This is a genomic window from Lacrimispora amygdalina (genome assembly GCF_900205965.1).
Taxonomy (GTDB): domain Bacteria; phylum Bacillota; class Clostridia; order Lachnospirales; family Lachnospiraceae; genus Lacrimispora; species Lacrimispora amygdalina_A.
The window spans coordinates 8,997-28,530 of sequence record NZ_OAOF01000033.1; the positions used below are offsets into that span (position 1 = coordinate 8,997).

At 41.3% G+C, this 19,534-nt stretch carries 8 protein-coding genes; 7 read left to right on the top strand and 1 reads right to left on the bottom strand.

Features of this window, described 5'->3' with window-relative positions:
- The first annotated feature begins 37 nt into the window (after positions 1 to 37).
- The 7 genes from CRO04_RS23995 to CRO04_RS24020 all read left to right on the top strand — a co-directional run bounded on the left by CRO04_RS23995 (position 38) and on the right by CRO04_RS24020 (position 18,831).
- Positions 38 to 14,452, top strand: a complete 14,415-nt coding sequence (locus CRO04_RS23995; RefSeq protein ID WP_097006782.1) for a SpaA isopeptide-forming pilin-related protein — start codon at positions 38 to 40, stop codon at positions 14,450 to 14,452.
- A gap of 104 nt (positions 14,453 to 14,556) precedes the next feature.
- Entirely contained in the window at positions 14,557 to 14,967 is a 411-nt protein-coding gene (locus CRO04_RS24000; RefSeq protein ID WP_097006783.1) for a hypothetical protein, read from the top strand.
- Between the two features lie 88 nt (positions 14,968 to 15,055).
- The gene (locus CRO04_RS24005) at positions 15,056 to 16,147 is read left to right on the top strand and encodes a hypothetical protein (protein WP_097006784.1); all 1,092 of its coding nucleotides are present in this window, start codon (positions 15,056 to 15,058) and stop codon (positions 16,145 to 16,147) included.
- Positions 16,134 to 16,721, top strand: coding sequence for a hypothetical protein (locus CRO04_RS24010; RefSeq protein ID WP_097006785.1), 588 nt, complete (start codon positions 16,134 to 16,136; stop codon positions 16,719 to 16,721). Before CRO04_RS24005 ends, CRO04_RS24010 begins: the two co-directional genes overlap by 14 nt.
- A 10-nt stretch (positions 16,722 to 16,731) precedes the next feature.
- Positions 16,732 to 17,094 carry a hypothetical protein gene (locus CRO04_RS24015; protein ID WP_097006786.1) on the top strand — a complete coding sequence of 121 codons (363 nt, stop codon included), beginning with the start codon at positions 16,732 to 16,734 and terminating at the stop codon, positions 17,092 to 17,094.
- A gap of 70 nt (positions 17,095 to 17,164) precedes the next feature.
- Entirely contained in the window at positions 17,165 to 17,341 is a 177-nt protein-coding gene (locus tag CRO04_RS26025; protein WP_166432668.1) for a hypothetical protein, read from the top strand.
- Positions 17,342 to 17,352: 11 nt separating this feature from the next.
- Complete coding sequence (locus tag CRO04_RS24020) at positions 17,353 to 18,831, top strand: recombinase family protein (protein WP_097006787.1); 1,479 nt, start codon at positions 17,353 to 17,355, stop codon at positions 18,829 to 18,831.
- 125 nt (positions 18,832 to 18,956) lie between these two features.
- On the opposite strand, the gene CRO04_RS24025 is transcribed toward CRO04_RS24020, so the two are convergent.
- Positions 18,957 to 19,534 (bottom strand): hypothetical protein (locus tag CRO04_RS24025; RefSeq protein ID WP_207654514.1); only part of this gene is annotated, 578 nt, incomplete at its 5' end.

Here is a 19,534-nt window from a genome sequence, read left to right on the forward strand (position 1 = left end):
TAGTCTTTTTTTGTTACAAATTTGAGGATGAAGAAGAATGAAAAAAATGTTACAACGACTTGAAATAAAAAGAAGAACCGCTGGCTTTATGGCTATTGTGTTGACTACAATGGCATTCCTGCCTTACTTTCCAGAAAATATAATATCCTTGGCAGACTATGCACAGCTTATAGAAACTGTTTCCTTACCCTCATGGGATGCCAGCAATTATGGGGAAAATAACAGTTATGGCTATATCCCAACGGGATTGATGTATGAAAACAAGGACTTTCATCTGGGATCGGCTGTATCAGAGGGAAATTTCCCCGCAGGTGCCAAGCAGTACCTGGTAAAAAATAATCAGTCAAGTGAAAGTGACTACGACGAGTTTGATAAAACTTTCATCTACTGTGTACAGGGACATACGGAAAATGCCATGATTCATCTGGGTAGTCAAGCATTTTTAGATGGTTATTGGTCACCTAATGCCAGACCTCCGCTATTTCCCAAAAAAATTGGTGATGATGAAAGAGAGAAATTTAACTTTCTAATGAACGTATACGCCAGCTACATGGGGCGTAATGAAAGTGTAGCTGCCTGTAATGATGCCAATACCGGCACAGCCAAATATATTGTAGCAGCTGTTATTAACTGGGTTGCAGCTGATGACTGCGCCTTTACTGGAACTGACCTAAAAACAGATTTAAAAATCTTCCAGGGCAGTGATGATTATAAAGCAGTGCTTAAACAAATGAACCCCAATGCAGTGGGGGATCAATCCGTTTATAATCAGATGTCAAGTACCCAGATTCCAGAGGATTATAAGGCAAAAGGGTGTAATAACTGGGCAGATTGGATGTTTGCCATGGTATGGAATGCTGCGACCATTACAAAGAAACTTGATTCAGATGCAGAAGAAACTGTTTACTATGCGAAAACAGACCATGCGACAGATACATACACTGTTACGGTCCCTTACCCAAATGAAGCGGTAAAGGATTATTATCAAAAGTTTTCAGCCAAAGACTTATACGGGGATTGGACTTATACAGGTCCTACCGATGCTGGACTTGTATTTACTTCTCAGATTGGCGAAGTGCCAGACGATGGTAAAGGAATCGCAACTCTCTATTGGGCTAATCCCAATCAGGAAGGGGTAGAACTGGCAAAAGATATTGGTTCTGCACAGCTTGCTACGTTTAAATTTTATACTAAGGTTCCAGGTGGAGATAGAAATAAATATGCTTTTGACATATCCCAGACCTATTTTGCTTCAAAGATGGATAACGATTTAGAGGTTCATGTCCTTGTCGGCTCAGCCGGAAAAGCAGAGGTTAAGCGGTATAAACATACGGAAGGGTTCGGTGCCAGCTATAACATAGGTCTTAACACTTTTGATTCTGAAACAGGAAAACCCCTTGCCAATACTCACTGGGACATTTTGGAAAAGTTTGATGACTCCCAGCTTGATGATACAGACTTAGATTTAAGAAGAGCAGGAGATTATTCCTCAAACTTAGGTTCTTTAACCGATACATCTTGGGAAGAAGATCAGGGGAGTGATGATGCGAGGATCTCTTTAAATTACAGCGGAGATACTGGTCTTAATGATTCCGAAGCAAACCGTTATAATCAGGGGAATTCCTCCGGTTCCCAGTTTGACCGTTGGGATGATCCCGAAAAAGATCCCTGTAATGCGGATGAGCATATTACGGATTCGGACGGTGTCCTCCACTACGTAGATTCCAGAGGTAACATTCACAGTAAGACTGCCCACTCGGATGCCAGAAATTATACCTATTTAAAGGGGTATTGTAGTGGGCATCCAGCCCCGGTCATTGAATACCAGGAGGTCCCGGAACCGGAGTATGATGAAGAAACTGGAGAACAGACCAATGAGGATGAGATTGAAGCGGTGGAGGAAGCCAATCAGGAGCTGCATGATAGCGCATGGGCAAACTGGCTGGAAGGAGTAAAGGAGTGTGAAGATCATGTAAAACAGGGCGGTTTCTTTCATGCCATCGACCCTACCGGACAAACTCAGAAAAAGGCTCTGGAAGCGGACCGGGATGAGTTTTACAAAGAGTTTATTTCTTTAAAGTATCAGTATTCCGCAAAAGAACTTCTCCCAGCTCCCGGTTACTCCCTTCACGGAAGCCATCCGGAGGATATCCCGCTGGAATGGAGAACAGTTACGTCAAGTGAGTATAAGGACTATGAATCTTCTGGACTTGATCACGAGGGCAGTTCCAGTGATCCTGATTTTGACAGTGACAGCTTAACGGACAGTACGTTCAGTTTAAAATCATCACCTTCTCAGGAAAACACACAGTTTATCAGCTTCGGGACACTGGAGCATTTAGATGGAATGGATCAGGAACTTACCCTGTCTGACTCTGTATCAGATTCCAAGGAAGAAGTCTCAGACCAGAAGGAATTGAGTGAACCGGAAACCGAAGCGGCTGAGACTGTAACAGAGGAACCGGAAGAAACACAGTCGGATGTTATAGAAGAAACAGAAATTGAGACAGAAGCTGAAACAGAGGCTGAAACTCAGAATGAAACCAGGGAAGAAACAGAAGATCCAACAGAGTCTGAAAGCCCGGCAGAATCGGAAGAGGTTACGGAAACAAATACGAAAACATCTGAAACGACAGAAGAGTCTACCAAAGAGGTAGAAACTGAGGTACAAACAGAGACTGAGCCACAAGCCGAAACACAAGTCCCCACTTTGGAAACGGCTTCCGTAAAGAAAAAAATAGCAACCGATTCCCAGGCAAAGGCTGTTTACGGGGAAGTAACTTTAACTGGACTTTTGGAAAAAGTAGTCACAGATGTGAAGCTTGCGGCATCAAAAGTAGTTTCACTTTTTTCCCTAACTGCCTCCTCCGATGAGGATTCCGGAAGCGATAGTTCACTTTATTCCCTGCCGGAATCTACAGATACAGATCGCCTTTCACCGCTGTCTTCCTCTATTACAGACTGGACTTTTACTGTCTATGATCACCGGACGGAAGGAGATATTCACTTTAATAAAAAGGACATGGATTTAAAGTCAGGGGAAACCGCTTCCTATGATGCCTACGGAGATGCACAGGGGGACGGAACCTTAGAAGGAGCTGTTTATGGGCTGTTTGCGGCTACCGATATTCCCCATCCGGACGGACATTCCGGTGTGGTATTTCAAAAGGATGACTTAGTTTCTGTAGCCACAACGGACCGGAATGGAGACGCCAGTTTCCTATCCATCACCCAGGCACCGGGATTTACCTTTAATTACCAGACCGGAACCATTGAAAAGACGGCCAACAGCTGGGCAGACCAGGCTCCCAAAAACCTTTACACCGGAATGGCAGCTGCGGTAGGAAAAGAATCCGATGCAGAACGTTTTATCGGCCATACCTCACATGGCAGTAGCATTTCCTTAACTGACAGCCGGAATGAAACGGCTTCCGGTTATGAAAAGCTATCCTCCAATCAGGGAAGGGACGGAACCGGAGAAAGCAGCCATTCCTATCCAATAGAAAACAATGAAAGCTTAAACGGAAACTGCTGGATCGGACGTCCCTTAATCGTTAATGCGGACGGAACCCAGTACTACATAAAAGAACTGAACAGATCGGAAGGTTACGAACTATCCGTATATGGAAAAGATGCTTCTGTTTCTAACCGGGAAGCGTTTCAAAACGGAGGGAGCCCGACAGCTGAAGGAACGGTATCTGCCAGTACCTTGGATATTAACCGGGCAAAGAAAGCAAACACCTTTACCGTAAATAGCAGTGGCACCACAAATGGTTATCAGATTTATGCAAACAATATCACGGAAGGAGCTTCCTTTTACCGGACAGAAAGCAAGGTGGTGGAAGATCCAGCGGGAACCCATACGGAGTATGTTTATACCAGTGAAAATGCCATAGCAGAAGAAGAGGGAGCCAAGGTTCTTATTAATGGTTCCTATGTGGAGGCAAACGTTGGTGATACCATTTCTTTGCCAAATGGAGAAAACGCCGTTGTCACCAAGGTATCCGATCCGGAATATGACTATACAGCGGTCCGCCCTTCCAATGCTTTAAGATATACCATTCCTACCTTTTCAGATAAGGAAGATACCGGAGATTTAACCGAGGATGTGAATTCCGTTTTACAAAAGGCTTCCTTTAAGGAGCCGGATGGAGGAGCGCCCTGGATGATCATTCCTTTGGAAGGAGATACCTTTGAGGAACAGGCAGAAAGCCTTTATAAAGGAATGGAAGATGCCGGCCTTTCCGTATTCAACTGTCTGAGAGTTGAGGAGATTATAGATGGGAAAGCGGTGGTCCGTTATTCCTACCGTGTGGGAAGCACCATTGCCTCCAGTTTATACGATGAGGCATTAAAGCAAATTTATATCAAAATGGATATCCAGTATGAAATAAATGGGACAACGGTTTCTGGTTATTTTTATGTTCCATACAAACCGGATCAGCTGGAGGATTATACCGAAAACACCAATGGATTTATCACCTACGCAAAAGTAAAAAGCGGAACGCTGTCACAGACAAAGGCAGTTTATCCAGATGATTTAACTACTCTTACAGTAAAAGAAAATCCAGCTCATACCTACTGGGTCTATGCAAAAGGAGAACCAATCCGGAATAGCAATGGAAGTATTAAGACCGTATTGGTAGAAAAGGAAGTCCAGGTAAGCCCCGGATATGATTTAAAGGACGTGGACACGCCGGTGGAAGCGGTGTATGACGGAAAGGGCTATACCATCAATGTTGAGGGGAGTGAGGGGACTCAGACCACAGACTACAAGATCACTTATAGTTATGATCTGATTTCCGGAACCTATACAACACCCCAGGAATATGCCCTCTATTACGGAAATATTTCCGTATCTCCAAACCTTTCCGGTGCCGGAACCTATATCGAAGCAGTCACGCTCCGCTACGATAAGAATCAGCTGTATGCAGATGGAGGAACCCGTAACAACAGCATTTCCATTGTAGAACGGCCCATCATGCAAAAGGTAAAGATTACGAAGGAGATTGAGGTAAATGCAGACGGGACATACGACAATAACACCTATGCAGCAACCGGCCATGAGGATCATTTTACTGAAAGTGGTGGTGGAACTGGAGCGAATGCAGCATATTTAAAAAACTTCCGCTTTAAGGCTTACTTAAAATCAAACTTGGAACGGCTTTACCGGGCAGAGGACGGAACCGTGACGTGGCAGGATCGGAATGGAAACACCGTGGATATCAATGCCTATCGGGACAAATTTCCAGAAAAGGTACAGAAGCTTTATACCAGAGTTGATTATCAGACAAGCCCGTTATCAAAGGACTCCAATGATGCAGCCATAGCCAACACGGAACTTTACAGTTATACCAATGATCTTATCAATGCAGATCAGAACCCAGGTTATACGGCAATTCTTGAAAGTGGAAAAGACGGTTATCGCTATGATAAGTTCTTTGATGCCATAAAAGTGGCCAATGAGGACCAATGGGACCGAACAGATAAGAAAACCACTTCCTTTAAGCCGTTTGCCTTTATTAAAAAGCTTCTCTTTGGAACGGCTGGAGGGGAAAAAGAGTATCCCGCCGTACAGAACAATTCGGACATTGAAAATAGGATCAATACTTCTGATTCAGCAAAGGACAACGCCCTCCGATCTGATCACGTCCGCCAGTTTGCCATCACCTGGTACTTAGAGACGGAAGTGGCGAAACTGGTGAAGGAAAATCAGGCAGGAGAAACTGAAAGTGCTTCAGAAAATGTAAGCTACCCGGATCAGATATATGATCAGGCTCTGGCCAGTGCCATAAAAAAAGCGGAGAACTACCTAAAACCATTTTTCACTTATGACTTTGATGAAATTTATTCCATTGCCTGGGACAGTGAAGCAGACGGAGGAAGTGACAAGGATTTTACAACGCTCAGTGCAGATACAGAGGATTCTACTTCTGGGTATACATACGGGATCTCTGAGTATCTTCCTTATGGTACCTATGTAGCTGTAGAACAGCAGCCCTTTAACAAAGACTTAGGAGATCTTTTTAACAAGCATTATAAAACTGATGCTCCCAAGGAAATCGAACTTCCAACGGTTTATGAGGGCGGTAAGTCCGGATCAGACCAGACACCGGAGATATTAAGCAGCTATTACAATTACAGCGCAGCGGACAGTGTTTCATCTCTTTCAGCCAAATACCATATCCGTTTTAATGAAGAATGGCCGGGAGAAGCAGAGGATTTAAGAAAGTATGTAATTCGTGGACACAACTACCTGGGGAATTATGAAATCTATCCCTATGGTCTGGATCTTGATAAGCTTACAGGATCGTTTTCTGGTGATCCTTCTGGAAAAGGACACTTTAACATCACCCAGGGCGAAACTGATCCGGTCAAGGATTACTACAACACGTTGGTTGATCCGGCAGAAGCCGGAGGAAATGAATCCAGTCATTATCTGGCCGACAATGAAAATTCCGGTAAGCGTACAGCAAACGGTACCACTTATGAGACGGACGGAATCGAAAAGATCTATCATTACGGATCAGTTTCGGAAAATAAGGAAGCCAATGAATCAGGAACAACCATGAAGGGGATGCAGACGGCCTATGATGGAAAATATGCATCTATGCTGGTACCGTGGAGTGTAACTGAGCCGGCCGATGAAACAACCGACACAGCACCCAATGGAGATGGCAGCTCCAGTTATCAAGGCTATAGTTACCGGAAGTTTAAAAATACCTTTTATACAAGCCGGTTACGAATTGAAAAATTAGACTCAGAAACAGGAGAAAATATCCTCCATGATGGAGCGTTCTTTGCTCTCTATGCCGCTTCCAGAGAGGAGGGAGAAAACACAGACGGAAAGGTGAAATTTTATGAAACAGATACCCGGATCGGAGGCTCTAAGGAATTTTTAGAGGCAATGGGAGCCAGCAATATTATTCAGTCAGGTGAGTCCTACAGCGGTCTGGTTCCAGCCGGAAGCCCGGTCTGTGAAGAAGGGGAACAGGTAATCCTTTCCGATGAAGAGGGTAGAAGGACCGGACAGTTTGAGGCTTTTACGACTACCAGAGACGGGGCACAGGCAAGGGAAGAAGATTTAACAAATACTTCTTATCAGGATCAGAATACAGGCTATTTGGTAACACCACAGCCTCTTGGAGCCGGAACGTATGTCCTGTGTGAGATCAAGCCTCCTGCCGGATACGTAAGATCTAAGCCGGTAGCCATTGAAATCTACTCGGATCAGACAACCTATTATCTTGACGGAAACAGGGACAGCCGGATAGCTGCAGCCATTTATGAGGACAAAAATCAGGCTGGAACTAAAGTAGAAGATACCGCCAGAATCTATATAGGAAATACTCCGGTACGCCTTGAAGTGTCTAAGATTAAAGATTCTGACCATACCGTAACCTATAAAACAGATACCAGGTTAGAAGGAACGGAGCTGGCACTAAAACAGAAATATGGAACTGAAAATTTAGAATTTGCCTATAAAAACGGAACTTACCTAGGATATGCCTGGTACAAAGGTACCATTGAATACCTTCAGTCCAGAAAAGACGCCGGGGAGGATGTAATTCTGGTTTATATAGATGGTGTTTTTGCCGGTTACGGTCTGATTGAGAGAACGCTGGATACCGCTGATGATCACAACCGCTACGTATCTGGGGCAAAGATGGCTCTCTACGATGCCATAACCATATCAGAGAGCGGGGACAGCGGAGATTATGGATACAACGGCGTAGAAGTGACCAGAGACCGGAATAATAATGTTCAATCCATAAAGGTATTAAAAGGCTATGCCGGGACAACTGTGGAGTTTTTAAGAAAGGACAGCGTGCCCCGCCCTATCGGGCAAGATCCGGATGAAAGTCTTGCAGGAGAAACCGGAAACGGTACATGGACTTATGAAACCATAGACCGGGATAATACCGATATCCTTTATTACTCTCTAGCAAACTTAACAGCAACTGAAACTGGAACTGACGGAAAACTCTATGGCTATGACCGGAATGGAAATAAGGTATTAGTGAAAAACCAGGAATCTATTTTTATCCTAAAAGCTGGACAACCAACATTTGAGCTAACCGGAGGGGATTTACTGGCGGTGAAATATAATTCCACTGATAAAATCTTTACCTTAAGCTCCGGTACGGTTATGTATCATCTTGACAGTGATGGAAACAGGGATGCATATGTTGATCCGACTACCGGCATGGCATATACAAAGGAAGGGAACAAGATTCTGGTATGGCCGGTGAAGATCTCCCGGACACAGGGTGCAGCGGTTATTGCCAGAGAAAAGATAAAGACGTTCCGGATTGCCTCTATCCATGCTGATACGGATCAGGAATATGTCTCAGGAACCTATAACGGAAGCAGTCTGGCGAAAAGCATGAATCCAGTCCTGAATGGCCATGGACTTCCGGAGTATTATCAAAAATCCGGGCAGACCTATAAAAAGGGAGATCCGGTCTATGACATTGATGGAGACTATGTCCGCTACAAATATGATGATCTTCTTTCCGCTTATAACAGTGCTTCCTACAGCATTAACAATCAGACAAATATGAAGGACGTAGGAGAGGAAGAAGACGCCACGGATGATAAGAAACTCTATCACCGGCAGGGTGAGTCCTGGGTGATGGAAAACACCTGGATAAGCGGAGAGAAGTATCCAAACGATCCGTTTAAGGGAGATATGACAGTAGGTCAGGCGGATATGCTAAAGAGAGTAATTCCAGGAACTTACATCATGGAGGAGGTAACGGCTCCTTCCGGATATACCAAAGGTCTTCCGGAGGGAATTACCGTGACAGAAACCAAGGATGTTCAGAAAACCGGAATGGAAGATGAAAAAATAAAAGTAGAGATTGCCAAAACCGACGCAGCCGACCAACAGACATTGAACGTAATCAGCGATTACCAGGAAGGACTAACCGTTACGGAGCCAAAGGGAGCCTACAGTTACAGCCAGGTATCCGGAGCGCACTTGGTACTCTATAAAGCGAAAAGGATCTATACCACGGACAATGATACCTACCCGAAAGGATATTATCTGGTGAAAGCAGAAACTACACCGGCAAAATGGACCGTAGAACGTTCCTCGGATAATGAACCGGTTACAGTGTCGGCTGATTGGATCACGGATGGCAACCCGAAATATTTTGAAGGAATCCCAGCCGGTGATTATATCTTAGAAGAGCTGAAGGCCGAAGACGGATATGTTCGCTCCTCTATGGAGTTGACCATCAAAGCAACAGGAGAAGTTCAGACGGTTAATCTAAAAAATGACCATACAAAGCTGGAAATTTATAAGTACTACACGGACAGTAAAGGAAATAAGGTTTCTCTACCCAATGATCACGCAGCCGGGCTTGCTCTTTATGAAGCGAAAACAGACAGCAATGGGACTATATTAATGGAAAATGGAAAGCCGGTGTATGACCAGACAAAACGGGTAGATCAGTGGACTACCGATGACTTAACGGAGTACACGGAGGAAACAGAAATCAGCTCCAACGTCATGGAACGATTAAAAGCGCTTCTGGGACTATCAGATAACCAATCCAGCTTTATTACGGATTTTGAAGCTGCCTACAAAGAAAAAGGACAGGAATTAACCTCCTTTACCTGGTACACCAAGGGCGGAGAGCGAACCGCAACCCTTACCGGAATCATTCAGGCCGGAAAAGGGGAGGGAATCGTGGAAACATGGACAACTGATACAGGAAAAACCATTCGGATCACCATTTACCGGAACGTGAAAAATGGTTCCCTTGATACAGATGGTCAACTGCCTCTGATTTTTGAATATCAGTTTAACTATAAAGAAAATGGGGGGATTAAAAGCTATGACACCTTAGAGGGAATGCACCGGATTGATTATCTGCCCTTCTATGCGGAAACGGGAGAAGGAAAGACCGGAAATTACGTTCTGGTAGAAGAAACAGTCCCCGATGGGTTTGAAGCAGCCGATCCGAAAGCAATTGTCCTTACTGAAACCGGAGATGTGCAAAGATTCAGCCTTGAAAATGAAGAGAAGTATATCAACGTCTTAAAGGTAGTAAATGACGGTACGAACGAATATGCAGTCAGCGGAGCCACGCTTGCCTTATACCGGGCAGATGCAAACGGGAATCTTTTAGAAGATGAATCTCACTTAGTTGAATCATGGACTTCCGGATCAGACGGAATCTACAAAGAAGAAGATAAATTTAATGGAAACATGCCCGATGGCTTTTCTGTTGGAGATTTAAAACCTCACCGAATCGATAAGACTGCCTACGGTACCTATTACATCGTGGAGAAAGAGGCACCACCCTATATGCAGAAAGCAGATCCGGTAAAGATTACGGTAGGTGCTGAAAAAGTCCCATTTTATAAAGTAGTCAACATTCCGGCCACTGGGAAACTGGAGATTAAAAAGAAAGCTTCCGATACCGGAGACTGGCTGGAACATGCAAGGTTTAAAGTAACAAACAAGGAGACAGGAGAAACCTGGTACATGACTACCGGATCAGATGGGGGGTCACAACTCACCGGCCTTTCGGTGGGCGAGGTCCGGACAGATGGGACCATAAAACCATACACCTATACGGTAGAAGAAATTTCCCCACCAGATTTTTACCAGATTTCCGAGGGAGTGAAAAAATTCCAATTTGATGGGAAAGGGAACGGAAATGAACTACTTTATTCCTGTGAAATTGATAATAGTCCAACCAACATTAATTTTAGAAAAACCAACTTTGGCACTGGTATGGCGGTGGAAGGAGCTGAGATTGCTGTTTACCATGCAGTAGTTGTAAACGGAGAATATGAAAAGGACGGAGAAGCCATAGCAATAACCATTTCGGGCCCCGACGGTTTCACCCTGACAAAGAAGCTGTCTGCAGGACAGGTTTATATCATGGAGGAGTTAAAAGCTCCAGCTGGATACGTTCTTTCATCGCCGGTAATTTTTACTGTAAATCAGGCAGGAACAGGAATCCTTAATGTATCCAATGATTTCAGTGTTTTAAAACTGGCAAGTGAGAACGGTATCATAGAAGCCCTAACCATAACCGGAAGAGTTCCAGTAAAAACTTACCTTATCTTAAAGGATTTAGATACCGGGACAGAGCTTCCAGCCTTGATGGGAACAGGAAGCAGCCTTTCTCTGACTGCTAATGACGGAATTAAGGACGGGCATTTATATGAGATTACCGAGTATACCAGGTATTCAGATGGCCAGACAGAAAAATCTGGGAAAGAAACTAGACGGATCTATCTTGATGAACAGGGAAACTACTCGCTGCCTTCCAGAACTTATTTAGAGACCAGGCAGGAACTGACCGACTCTGAGGGAAATGTACTGGCAGACTGGATCGTCAGTGATGATACCCACGATTACAGCATAACCAACCCGGTTACGAAAGAAAGTCCCATTGCCGAAGTGACAAGCAGCGTTGGGGCAGGTCATAGTGCAGTTAAGGCAGGAAGCGTCTTGAAATACACAATTTCCTATAACAATCCATACAGTTACCCAACAGATATAAAAGTAAAAGCAGTTCTCCAAGAGGGACTTGATTATTTACGCTCCACCGCATATGGAGTGGAATTAAACGGAAATGTAACCTGGAATCTGACCAATGTAGCTGCCCATGACAGTGGAACCGTGGATGTGGTAGCTAAAGTTAACGGAGAAAACGGAACGGAAGCCGAAGCAAACTTTATAACAACAGCCGGAGCGGTTACAAAAACCACGAACCTCTGGAACCCGATTGTCCCGGACGGATCAGTCAGCATAATAAATAATCTGACTGGGACAGGAAAGAGCCAGGCAGATACATTTACCTATCATGTAAAATTCACAGATCAGGCAGGAACGGTCTTAATTGGATATCAGGCGTTTGCTGGTTCCAAAACAGGAAGAATCAAAGGAGAGGGTGATATCACTCTTACTGGAGATGGATTTATTACCTTTTCCGGTCTGCCCTATGGAACCAGATATGAAATCACCAAAGTGGGAGTAGATGGATATGAACCGGGTGAGAAAATCATGACTGGAGAAATCCAGAAAAACTTCCAAAGTAAAGTGTTTGAAAGCAACCGGAATGATGAATCGATCAGGGAAATCCTGACAGCCGGAGGAAGCTATAAACTTATGGAGACAACCTCTTACAGCGATGGGAACAGCCATTTAAGCGGTTTATATCGATTTGAAGTAAATCCTTCAGGAATGGTTGATAACGTTGATATGGAAGACCGGACAGTGCAGTTGTTTTTTTCCAAGCTTGACCATGATACTGGTAAGGAGCTTTCCGGAGGCAGCTATCAGCTGATTGATGCAGAGACAAATAAGACAATTTACGAATTTACTAAGGAAGGAGAGCGGGTACAGATCCCAACAAAACTTGTGACACCTGGGAAAAAATATATTTTAAAAGAAATCTGTTCCCCAAATGGATACGCTTACGAGAAGGATATTAGATTTACTGCAGAAGACAGCGGAATTCCTGAGACCATTATCATGGAGGATCAGAAGACAGAAGTGAGCATTTTAAAAACGGATGCAGAATCAGGAGAGTTTTTAAGTGGAGGGCGGTTTAGTATCAGGGAAAAGGATACTGGCACATTGATCAAAGAGTTTACACCAACAGGAGAACCAGTTATTTTAACAGGACTTTTAATCGCCGGTAGAACCTATGAACTTTCGGAGGAGGAGCCTCCTGCCGGTTATGCCTATAGTGAGAGTGTGACATTTACTGTGCCAGAAGAAGCGGAAACCATAACCGTTACTATGAAGGATCGAAAAACGGAAGTTGAAATTCAAAAACTGGCCAAGTCTCTGACGGAGAGTACTCCTTCTGAGGCAGCACATTCTCTATTTGGAAGTACGCTTCAGATCTTAAATAAGGATAAAACAGCTGCAAAAGCGGTTCGTGATGGAAATGGCATCACAGCAGGAGAAGATTTAATCTTTACAACAGGAAATGAGTTTGAAGTGTTAAAAGGACAGCTAATTGCTGGAAAAAACTACTGGCTCCATGAAGTAAGACCGGCAGATGGCTATGCCTATGCGGAAGATATTGCCTTTACCGTTAGTTTAAATGGGGAAAGGAATACGGTGGTAATGATTGATGATCCGACTCATGTAATACTCTCTAAAAAGGCAATCACGGGCAGCGAAGAACTTCCCGGAAATCGTCTGAGTGTAATAGATCATGAAGGGAATCAGGTAGAAGAGTGGATGTCCGGAGAGCAGCCCCATGAAATCATCGGAAAACTAATAGCCGGAGAAACATACCACTTTATTGAAGAGAAGCCGGTAGATGGCTATGCCTATGCAGAAGATATTACCTTTACTGTCAGCAAGGATGGAAGAGTGGATCAGTTAGTAATGAGAAATGATGCAACAAGAATCCGTATAAGAAAAATGGATTCATCAGGTCATATTTTAAGAGGAGCTACTTTACAGATATTGGATCTGCAAAAAAATGTAGTTGTACCAGATTTTGTATCAACAGATGAACCAATAGATATCACAGCAAAATTAGTGGCAGAAAGAACGTATTATCTTCATGAGGTAAATGCTCCAGCTGGATACCTCCTTTCCTCGGACATAGCATTTACTGTACCCAAAGGATCCGGACTATTTGAGGTCAATATGACAGATCCTAAGCAACAAAACCCAGGCTCGGATAAAATGTATCTCTATAAAACAGATGCAGCAACAGGGCAGGGAATTAAAGGCGTGGAATTTTCTATTTACCGCCCTGACGGAAGTTTATACCTGGCTGTGAATACTGGGGAGGATGGATATGCAAAATTCAAAATGCCAGAAAACGGGACCTATACATACAAAGAGACAAAGGCAGCTCCTGGCTACCTTGTAACAGATCATACTTACTCCTTTACCATTAAAAATGGTGAGGTATCGGAAAACAGTACAGTATCAGTTGTTAATTACATTTCTCCGGAAGTGATAATTAAAAAGGCAGATACTGAAACAAGGGAAAGATTAGCTGGAGCTGAGCTAGAGATCAGAAATGAAGCTGGAGAGCCAGTATTCAAAGGAATGACAGATATAAATGGCATTATTTCATTCCATCCGATCCGTTCTGGACAATACACTGTTCATGAAATGAAAGCTCCGGAAGGGTATAGAAAGACTGATTCCTACCTGACTATTTGCGTAACGGATGACGGAACCGTAACAGGAGAACTAACAATGTTTAACAGTCCGGAGCGCGGAAAGAAAAAAGGCATTATAACTGCAAAATATCAATCTAACTTATATGGTCTTGGAATTACCAGTCATAAAGGAACCGGATTTTGGAACTGGCTGAGCAAGCTACCTAAAACAGGAGATGCAGGTATTAGAGGAGGACTAATCTTGAGTCTTGGTCTGGCGGCTATTATATCTGGTATTGCTATCATAAAGAGAAGAAAAAATAAGAAAGGTGAAGAACAAGTATAAGAATGTAATTATTGCCATTATTCCCTGTCACACCCTAATCTTGGGGTGTGCAGGAAAGGCATATGCATAAGCGTGTATGACAGGAAAGGAAAAGATTCGTTTAAATGAAAAAAGATAGGTACAATTTCAATCATAAAACTATTGTTTTAGATGCGATAGCTAAACATTACATAGAATCAGATCTTTATGAAGTTGAAATAATTTACTTTAATAAATGCCCAGAAAACAAGAAAAATTATAAGGGGAAAGCTGTAAATATTTATAAGTATCTAGGTGGTAGAATTCTGGGACGATTTGATATATGCAACTATGAATATATATGCGATACAGAAAAAGAAAGGAGGAACGCAAAATATAATTTCTTTATTATGACATGCATTGGTACTGATACTGTTGGAGAGGTCGTACCTAAAAAGTCGATGAGAGACGATAAGGGGCAGTTGGTTGATAGAAAAGGTCTAAATACCTTTGAAGAAATAATAAGAGAGTGCGATCTATTCTTAAATGAATTATAGCTTGCTGAACAGAAAGATCATATCGTTAATAGAATAAAGGATATTACAAGTCTCTTAAATAATTCAAGGAGAAAAAAAGATAAGAAAGATGAAAAATAAGATTAAAAAAGGTTTTATTGCTATGTTCCTTGTAGTACCTCTTGTTCTTGGGTGTGCTAGAATAGCACATGCAGAGGAAACGTTAATCGAAGTAAAAAAGGATTATAGAACTTTTGTAAAAGAGGAGGATGGAAGATCCCAGTTTAAAGATATTTATGAAAAGGATGGTATTATCTATCGGCTAAAATCTGTCCAAATAGATAATGTGGAGGAAGTCTATCCAGGTGACATTATTACATATGACTCTGATCCCTTTGTTGGAGATCCAGAAGTATATGCTCCGAAAGAGGAGATAGAGAAGGAAGGGAAAAAGTATCGTTTAATAACCAGTAAACTAACAAAAATAGTAACGGAAGAAACTACAGAATATTCAGAAGCTCCCATAATTTACAAAGGAGTGGAATACATAGATTCGCTACCGGAGACCGCTGAGGTTAAGGTAATAAATGAAGATTTAAAACAGGAAATACAGGTAAAGCTCCCAGCAGTTGATTATAAAGAGAGCAGCACTTACTGGGACTATAATTTTTCTTTTCCGATAACCGTCACTGGTTACGATTCAGATTCCTATATGCTGGGTGAATCTGAGATATCTAATAATTCTCCATTAATAGATCATGCAAATGAGTTTTTAAGTTATCTTAATTTGCCGTCACAGTATTATGAGATAACAAAAATAGAATGGGATGGAGAACCTGTATTAAAGGCAGGAGAGTTGACCCGGAATGCAACCGCTTCCGGACGTAAGCTAGTAAAAGATATTAATGGAGTCTATGGAGGGGATGTGACATTTCCTTCCATAGAGGCCAATGTCTATCACGGAACTTATATTGATGAAAAAGCTGAAAATCAGACAGAGAAGATTATTTATAAGAAAGAAGCAACAGCTGCTTATGAGCGGGATGGACGGAAGGGGTTCTGGGATTTCCTAAAATGGCTGTTATCGAATCCAATAACATTAGCAATATTACTATTTTTATTACTAATTGCAATTGTATTGATGATTCTTGCTAAAAAGAGTATGAAACGTAAGAAAAATAAACTACCTGAAATTGAGGAGGATGAGGATGAGGAAATTTAAAAAAGAGAGCCAGACGATTGCGGTCGCTGGCTGCCTGGGGCGCATTGGAACTACGACTCAGGCAATGCAAATTATAAAATATTTAAGCTTAATGGGGTATCGCTCCTGCTATATAGAAATGAATCGTCATGGATATATTGATGGTGTAAAAGAATTATACAATAACATTAAGGAAGACAGGAAAACGAAACGTGTTACTTTTGATGGAATTGATATGTTTAAACAGGAAAATATTGCAGAGGTTGGTAAGCTGGAATACGAATATCTGGTTAAGGATTACGGATCTATTGCCGACCCAGTCTTTGAAAAAATATCTTTTCTGGAGCAGAATTTCCGGATCTTCTGCGCGGGAATTAAGCCAGGAGAAATAAATTCCGTGTACAATGTGCTGTTAAATCAGACATATGTGGCAACAGGGTATATCTTTAACTTTGTACCAAATGGTGACAGGGAGGCAATAAAGGAAATGATGGAGGAAAAAGGGGACCTAACCTTTTTTGCTGATTATGTCCCGGATGCGTATTCCTACTCAGCAACAGCTAATCAGATATATCGAACATTGTTAAAACTATAGGAGTATACATATGGCGAAATTTAATAATGTATTAGTGAAAAAGGTCAAGGAAGATCTTGCTTATGAAGAGGATCAAAGATATTTAAAGAAAAAGCATAAAATCAAAAATAAGAATGTTGTTGTGGTGGAAAAATCCAGTAATTTGAAATTCTTAATTTATACTCTGAGAGGAATTATAATAGTTGCTATTTTGATTGCTATTGTAGTACTTATGTTTATTGCTATTACAGCACTATGCTATCCGGAACCCAGGTTTGGGCTGCAAACAGTTTATTTACGGGGTGTTGAGGAGCTGAGAACTTATTGTCATGATCCTCATATCGTTGCTTTTTTTAACAAAATTGCAGAAATGCTCAGATACAACTTGTCTTGACACAAGAATTAACAATACAAATCATATATTGAAACAAAATAAAGTACTTAATGGAGTGAAAGTGTATTTTATGAGAGTAGAAAATGTGTACCCGGACTATAAAGATGCCCTTGAAAGAGAAAAAAGACTACAAGCTGCATATACAGAACTTCAATTGATTTTCTATAATAAAGAGAAAGGAAGTAAAAAAAACAGTGCCATTTCTGACAACGGGAAGAACATAGATTTTAAAAAGAAAGGGAATTAATTGAAAAAGATATGGATGCTATTTATGCGAGGCAATCAATTGAAAAAAAAGACAGTTTATCCATCGAAACGCAATTGAATTTTGCCAGGAGCGTTGCAGTTGGTGAACCAGGAATATATATTGATAGAGGAATATCAGGAAAGGATGTCATACATAGACCAGAATTTAACAGACTTTTAGGTGATATAAAAAATGGAGTTATAAGCAGAGTATTGGTTTATAAACTGGACCGATTTACCAGGTCTCTTCTCGATTTTGCTAATATCTGGGAATATATGAATAAGTTTGGGGTGGAATTTGTTTCGGTTACAGAGAATTTTGATACATCAACCCCTATTGGAAAAGCAATGATTTTTATTATGGCTGTGTTTGCGCAGCTGGAGCGAGAACAGATTTCAAAAAGAGTATATGATAATTACTACGACAGAATTGAGTTAGGCCGTTGGCCTGGTGGTCCAGCCCCATATGGATATAGTAACGCTATAATTGTAAAGGATAATAAAAAGGTATCCTCTTTGAAGGTAGGCGAAACAATAAATGTTCTGGAAGAAATCATGAAAATGTATTCCTATCCCACAACAAGCCTTGGTGATATACGGCGTATACTTACACATAAGAAATGTCCTGGTCCCAATAGCAAAAACTGGTCATCGACCGCTATTGCACGTATACTCAGAAACCCAGTTAGTGTAAAATGTGACCACGCCGTTTATACTTATTTTAAAAGGCTGGGTGTAAGCATTCTAAATCCATTAGAAGAATTTGACGGTAAACAAGGTGGCATGTTGATTGGTAAACAAGGAGCTACCAATAGGGATACTTTAAAACCACAGGAAACTACATTTGCTATTGGTAACTGGCCTGGCTATATAGATTCTGAATTGTGGTTAAAATGCCAGCAGAAGCTTGATACGAACCAGCAAGTGGTTTCTAATGATGGACCGCGTACCAGCTGGCTGACTGGATTGTTAAAATGCGGTGTTTGCGGGCGAGCGGTCATGGTTAGAAGATATAAACGTAAGACGGACGGTGAGACAATCCGTAACATGCGGTGCAGGGGAAAAGAGTATTTGGATTGTGATCTGGCTCTTGAAATGAAGATTGATGATATTGAGCAATCTGTAGAAAAAGAACTGGAGGCTCTTTTTGATAAATGCAAGCCAACGCCGATGGAAACAGTACATGGCACAAATGAAATTGAACTTGAGCTTATTAGGATAGATGAAGCCATATCTAATCTGTTGCAAGTGCTTAAAACGAAAACGGTCAGTGCATTGACGATGGAATACGTTAATAAAGAGCTGAAAGAGCTTACTGAAAAAAAGAATAAGTTGATGGATCAGAAGGCAAAGGTGATTCAGGAGTTAGTGACTCCCCAAAAGATTATATTTTCTGAACTAAGCAAAGATGATAAGAGGGCAGTAGCATTCTCTTACATTGAGACAGTTGTTACATATAATGATTATATTAAACTGGTATGGAAGAAGTAGCATTGACGCACCAAGGTAAAGTAATAAGGAGCGATAAACACCTATCCATTACATGGATAGGTGTTTATAATAAGCCAAGTTATGAAGAAAGTCGATTTTCTTACAGCGTAGCTTAAAAAAATAATTTATTTAGATATAAAATTACCGTAAATGTCAGTCAATATTTTCCCTAGCGGTATAAGAACAATAAAATTATATACTATAGTTATGAAATACAGAATCAAATTCATTATATCATTACTGTCATTTCCAGAAAATTTTCCGTAATTGCTAATTGCATTATTAAAACTTTTAATAGTCAAATCATTAGGGTTCTGATAAGCAGTAAATAAAGCTATGATACAAATAAAGGCTAAAGCTAATAAGAAACATATGTATATGAATTTATTAGCTTTTTTCTTCATTTTCTTTTGAGCAAGCTCTAATACAAACATATAAAAAATTATTAATATAAAAGCTATAACAGTATGATAATTTGAACCTTTTATAATTATAAGTATACAAAAACATAAAATAATAAAGGTTGTAATAGTAACATAAAAAATAGCTATGATTGTTGATAATATAGTATCATTATTTAAAAAGAAGTAGATCATACTTATTGCTGCGGTAAAAAACGCAACAATAATAATTACTGTATTTATAAAATTAGGTAATTCACCCATGTTCACTAAATAAATTCCTGTATTCAAATATTGTAATG

Excerpts from the sequence above, each read along its gene's own strand:
- CRO04_RS24020 (WP_097006787.1), top strand. The coding sequence starts at position 17,353 with ATGGATGCTATTTATGCGAGGCAATCAATTGAAAAAAAAGACAGTTTA.
- CRO04_RS24010 (WP_097006785.1), top strand. The coding sequence starts at position 16,134 with ATGAGGAAATTTAAAAAAGAGAGCCAGACGATTGCGGTCGCTGGCTGC.
- CRO04_RS24015 (WP_097006786.1), top strand. The coding sequence starts at position 16,732 with ATGGCGAAATTTAATAATGTATTAGTGAAAAAGGTCAAGGAAGATCTT.
- CRO04_RS26025 (WP_166432668.1), top strand. The coding sequence starts at position 17,165 with ATGAGAGTAGAAAATGTGTACCCGGACTATAAAGATGCCCTTGAAAGA.
- CRO04_RS24005 (WP_097006784.1), top strand. The coding sequence starts at position 15,056 with ATGAAAAATAAGATTAAAAAAGGTTTTATTGCTATGTTCCTTGTAGTA.
- CRO04_RS23995 (WP_097006782.1), top strand. The coding sequence starts at position 38 with ATGAAAAAAATGTTACAACGACTTGAAATAAAAAGAAGAACCGCTGGC.
- CRO04_RS24000 (WP_097006783.1), top strand. The coding sequence starts at position 14,557 with ATGAAAAAAGATAGGTACAATTTCAATCATAAAACTATTGTTTTAGAT.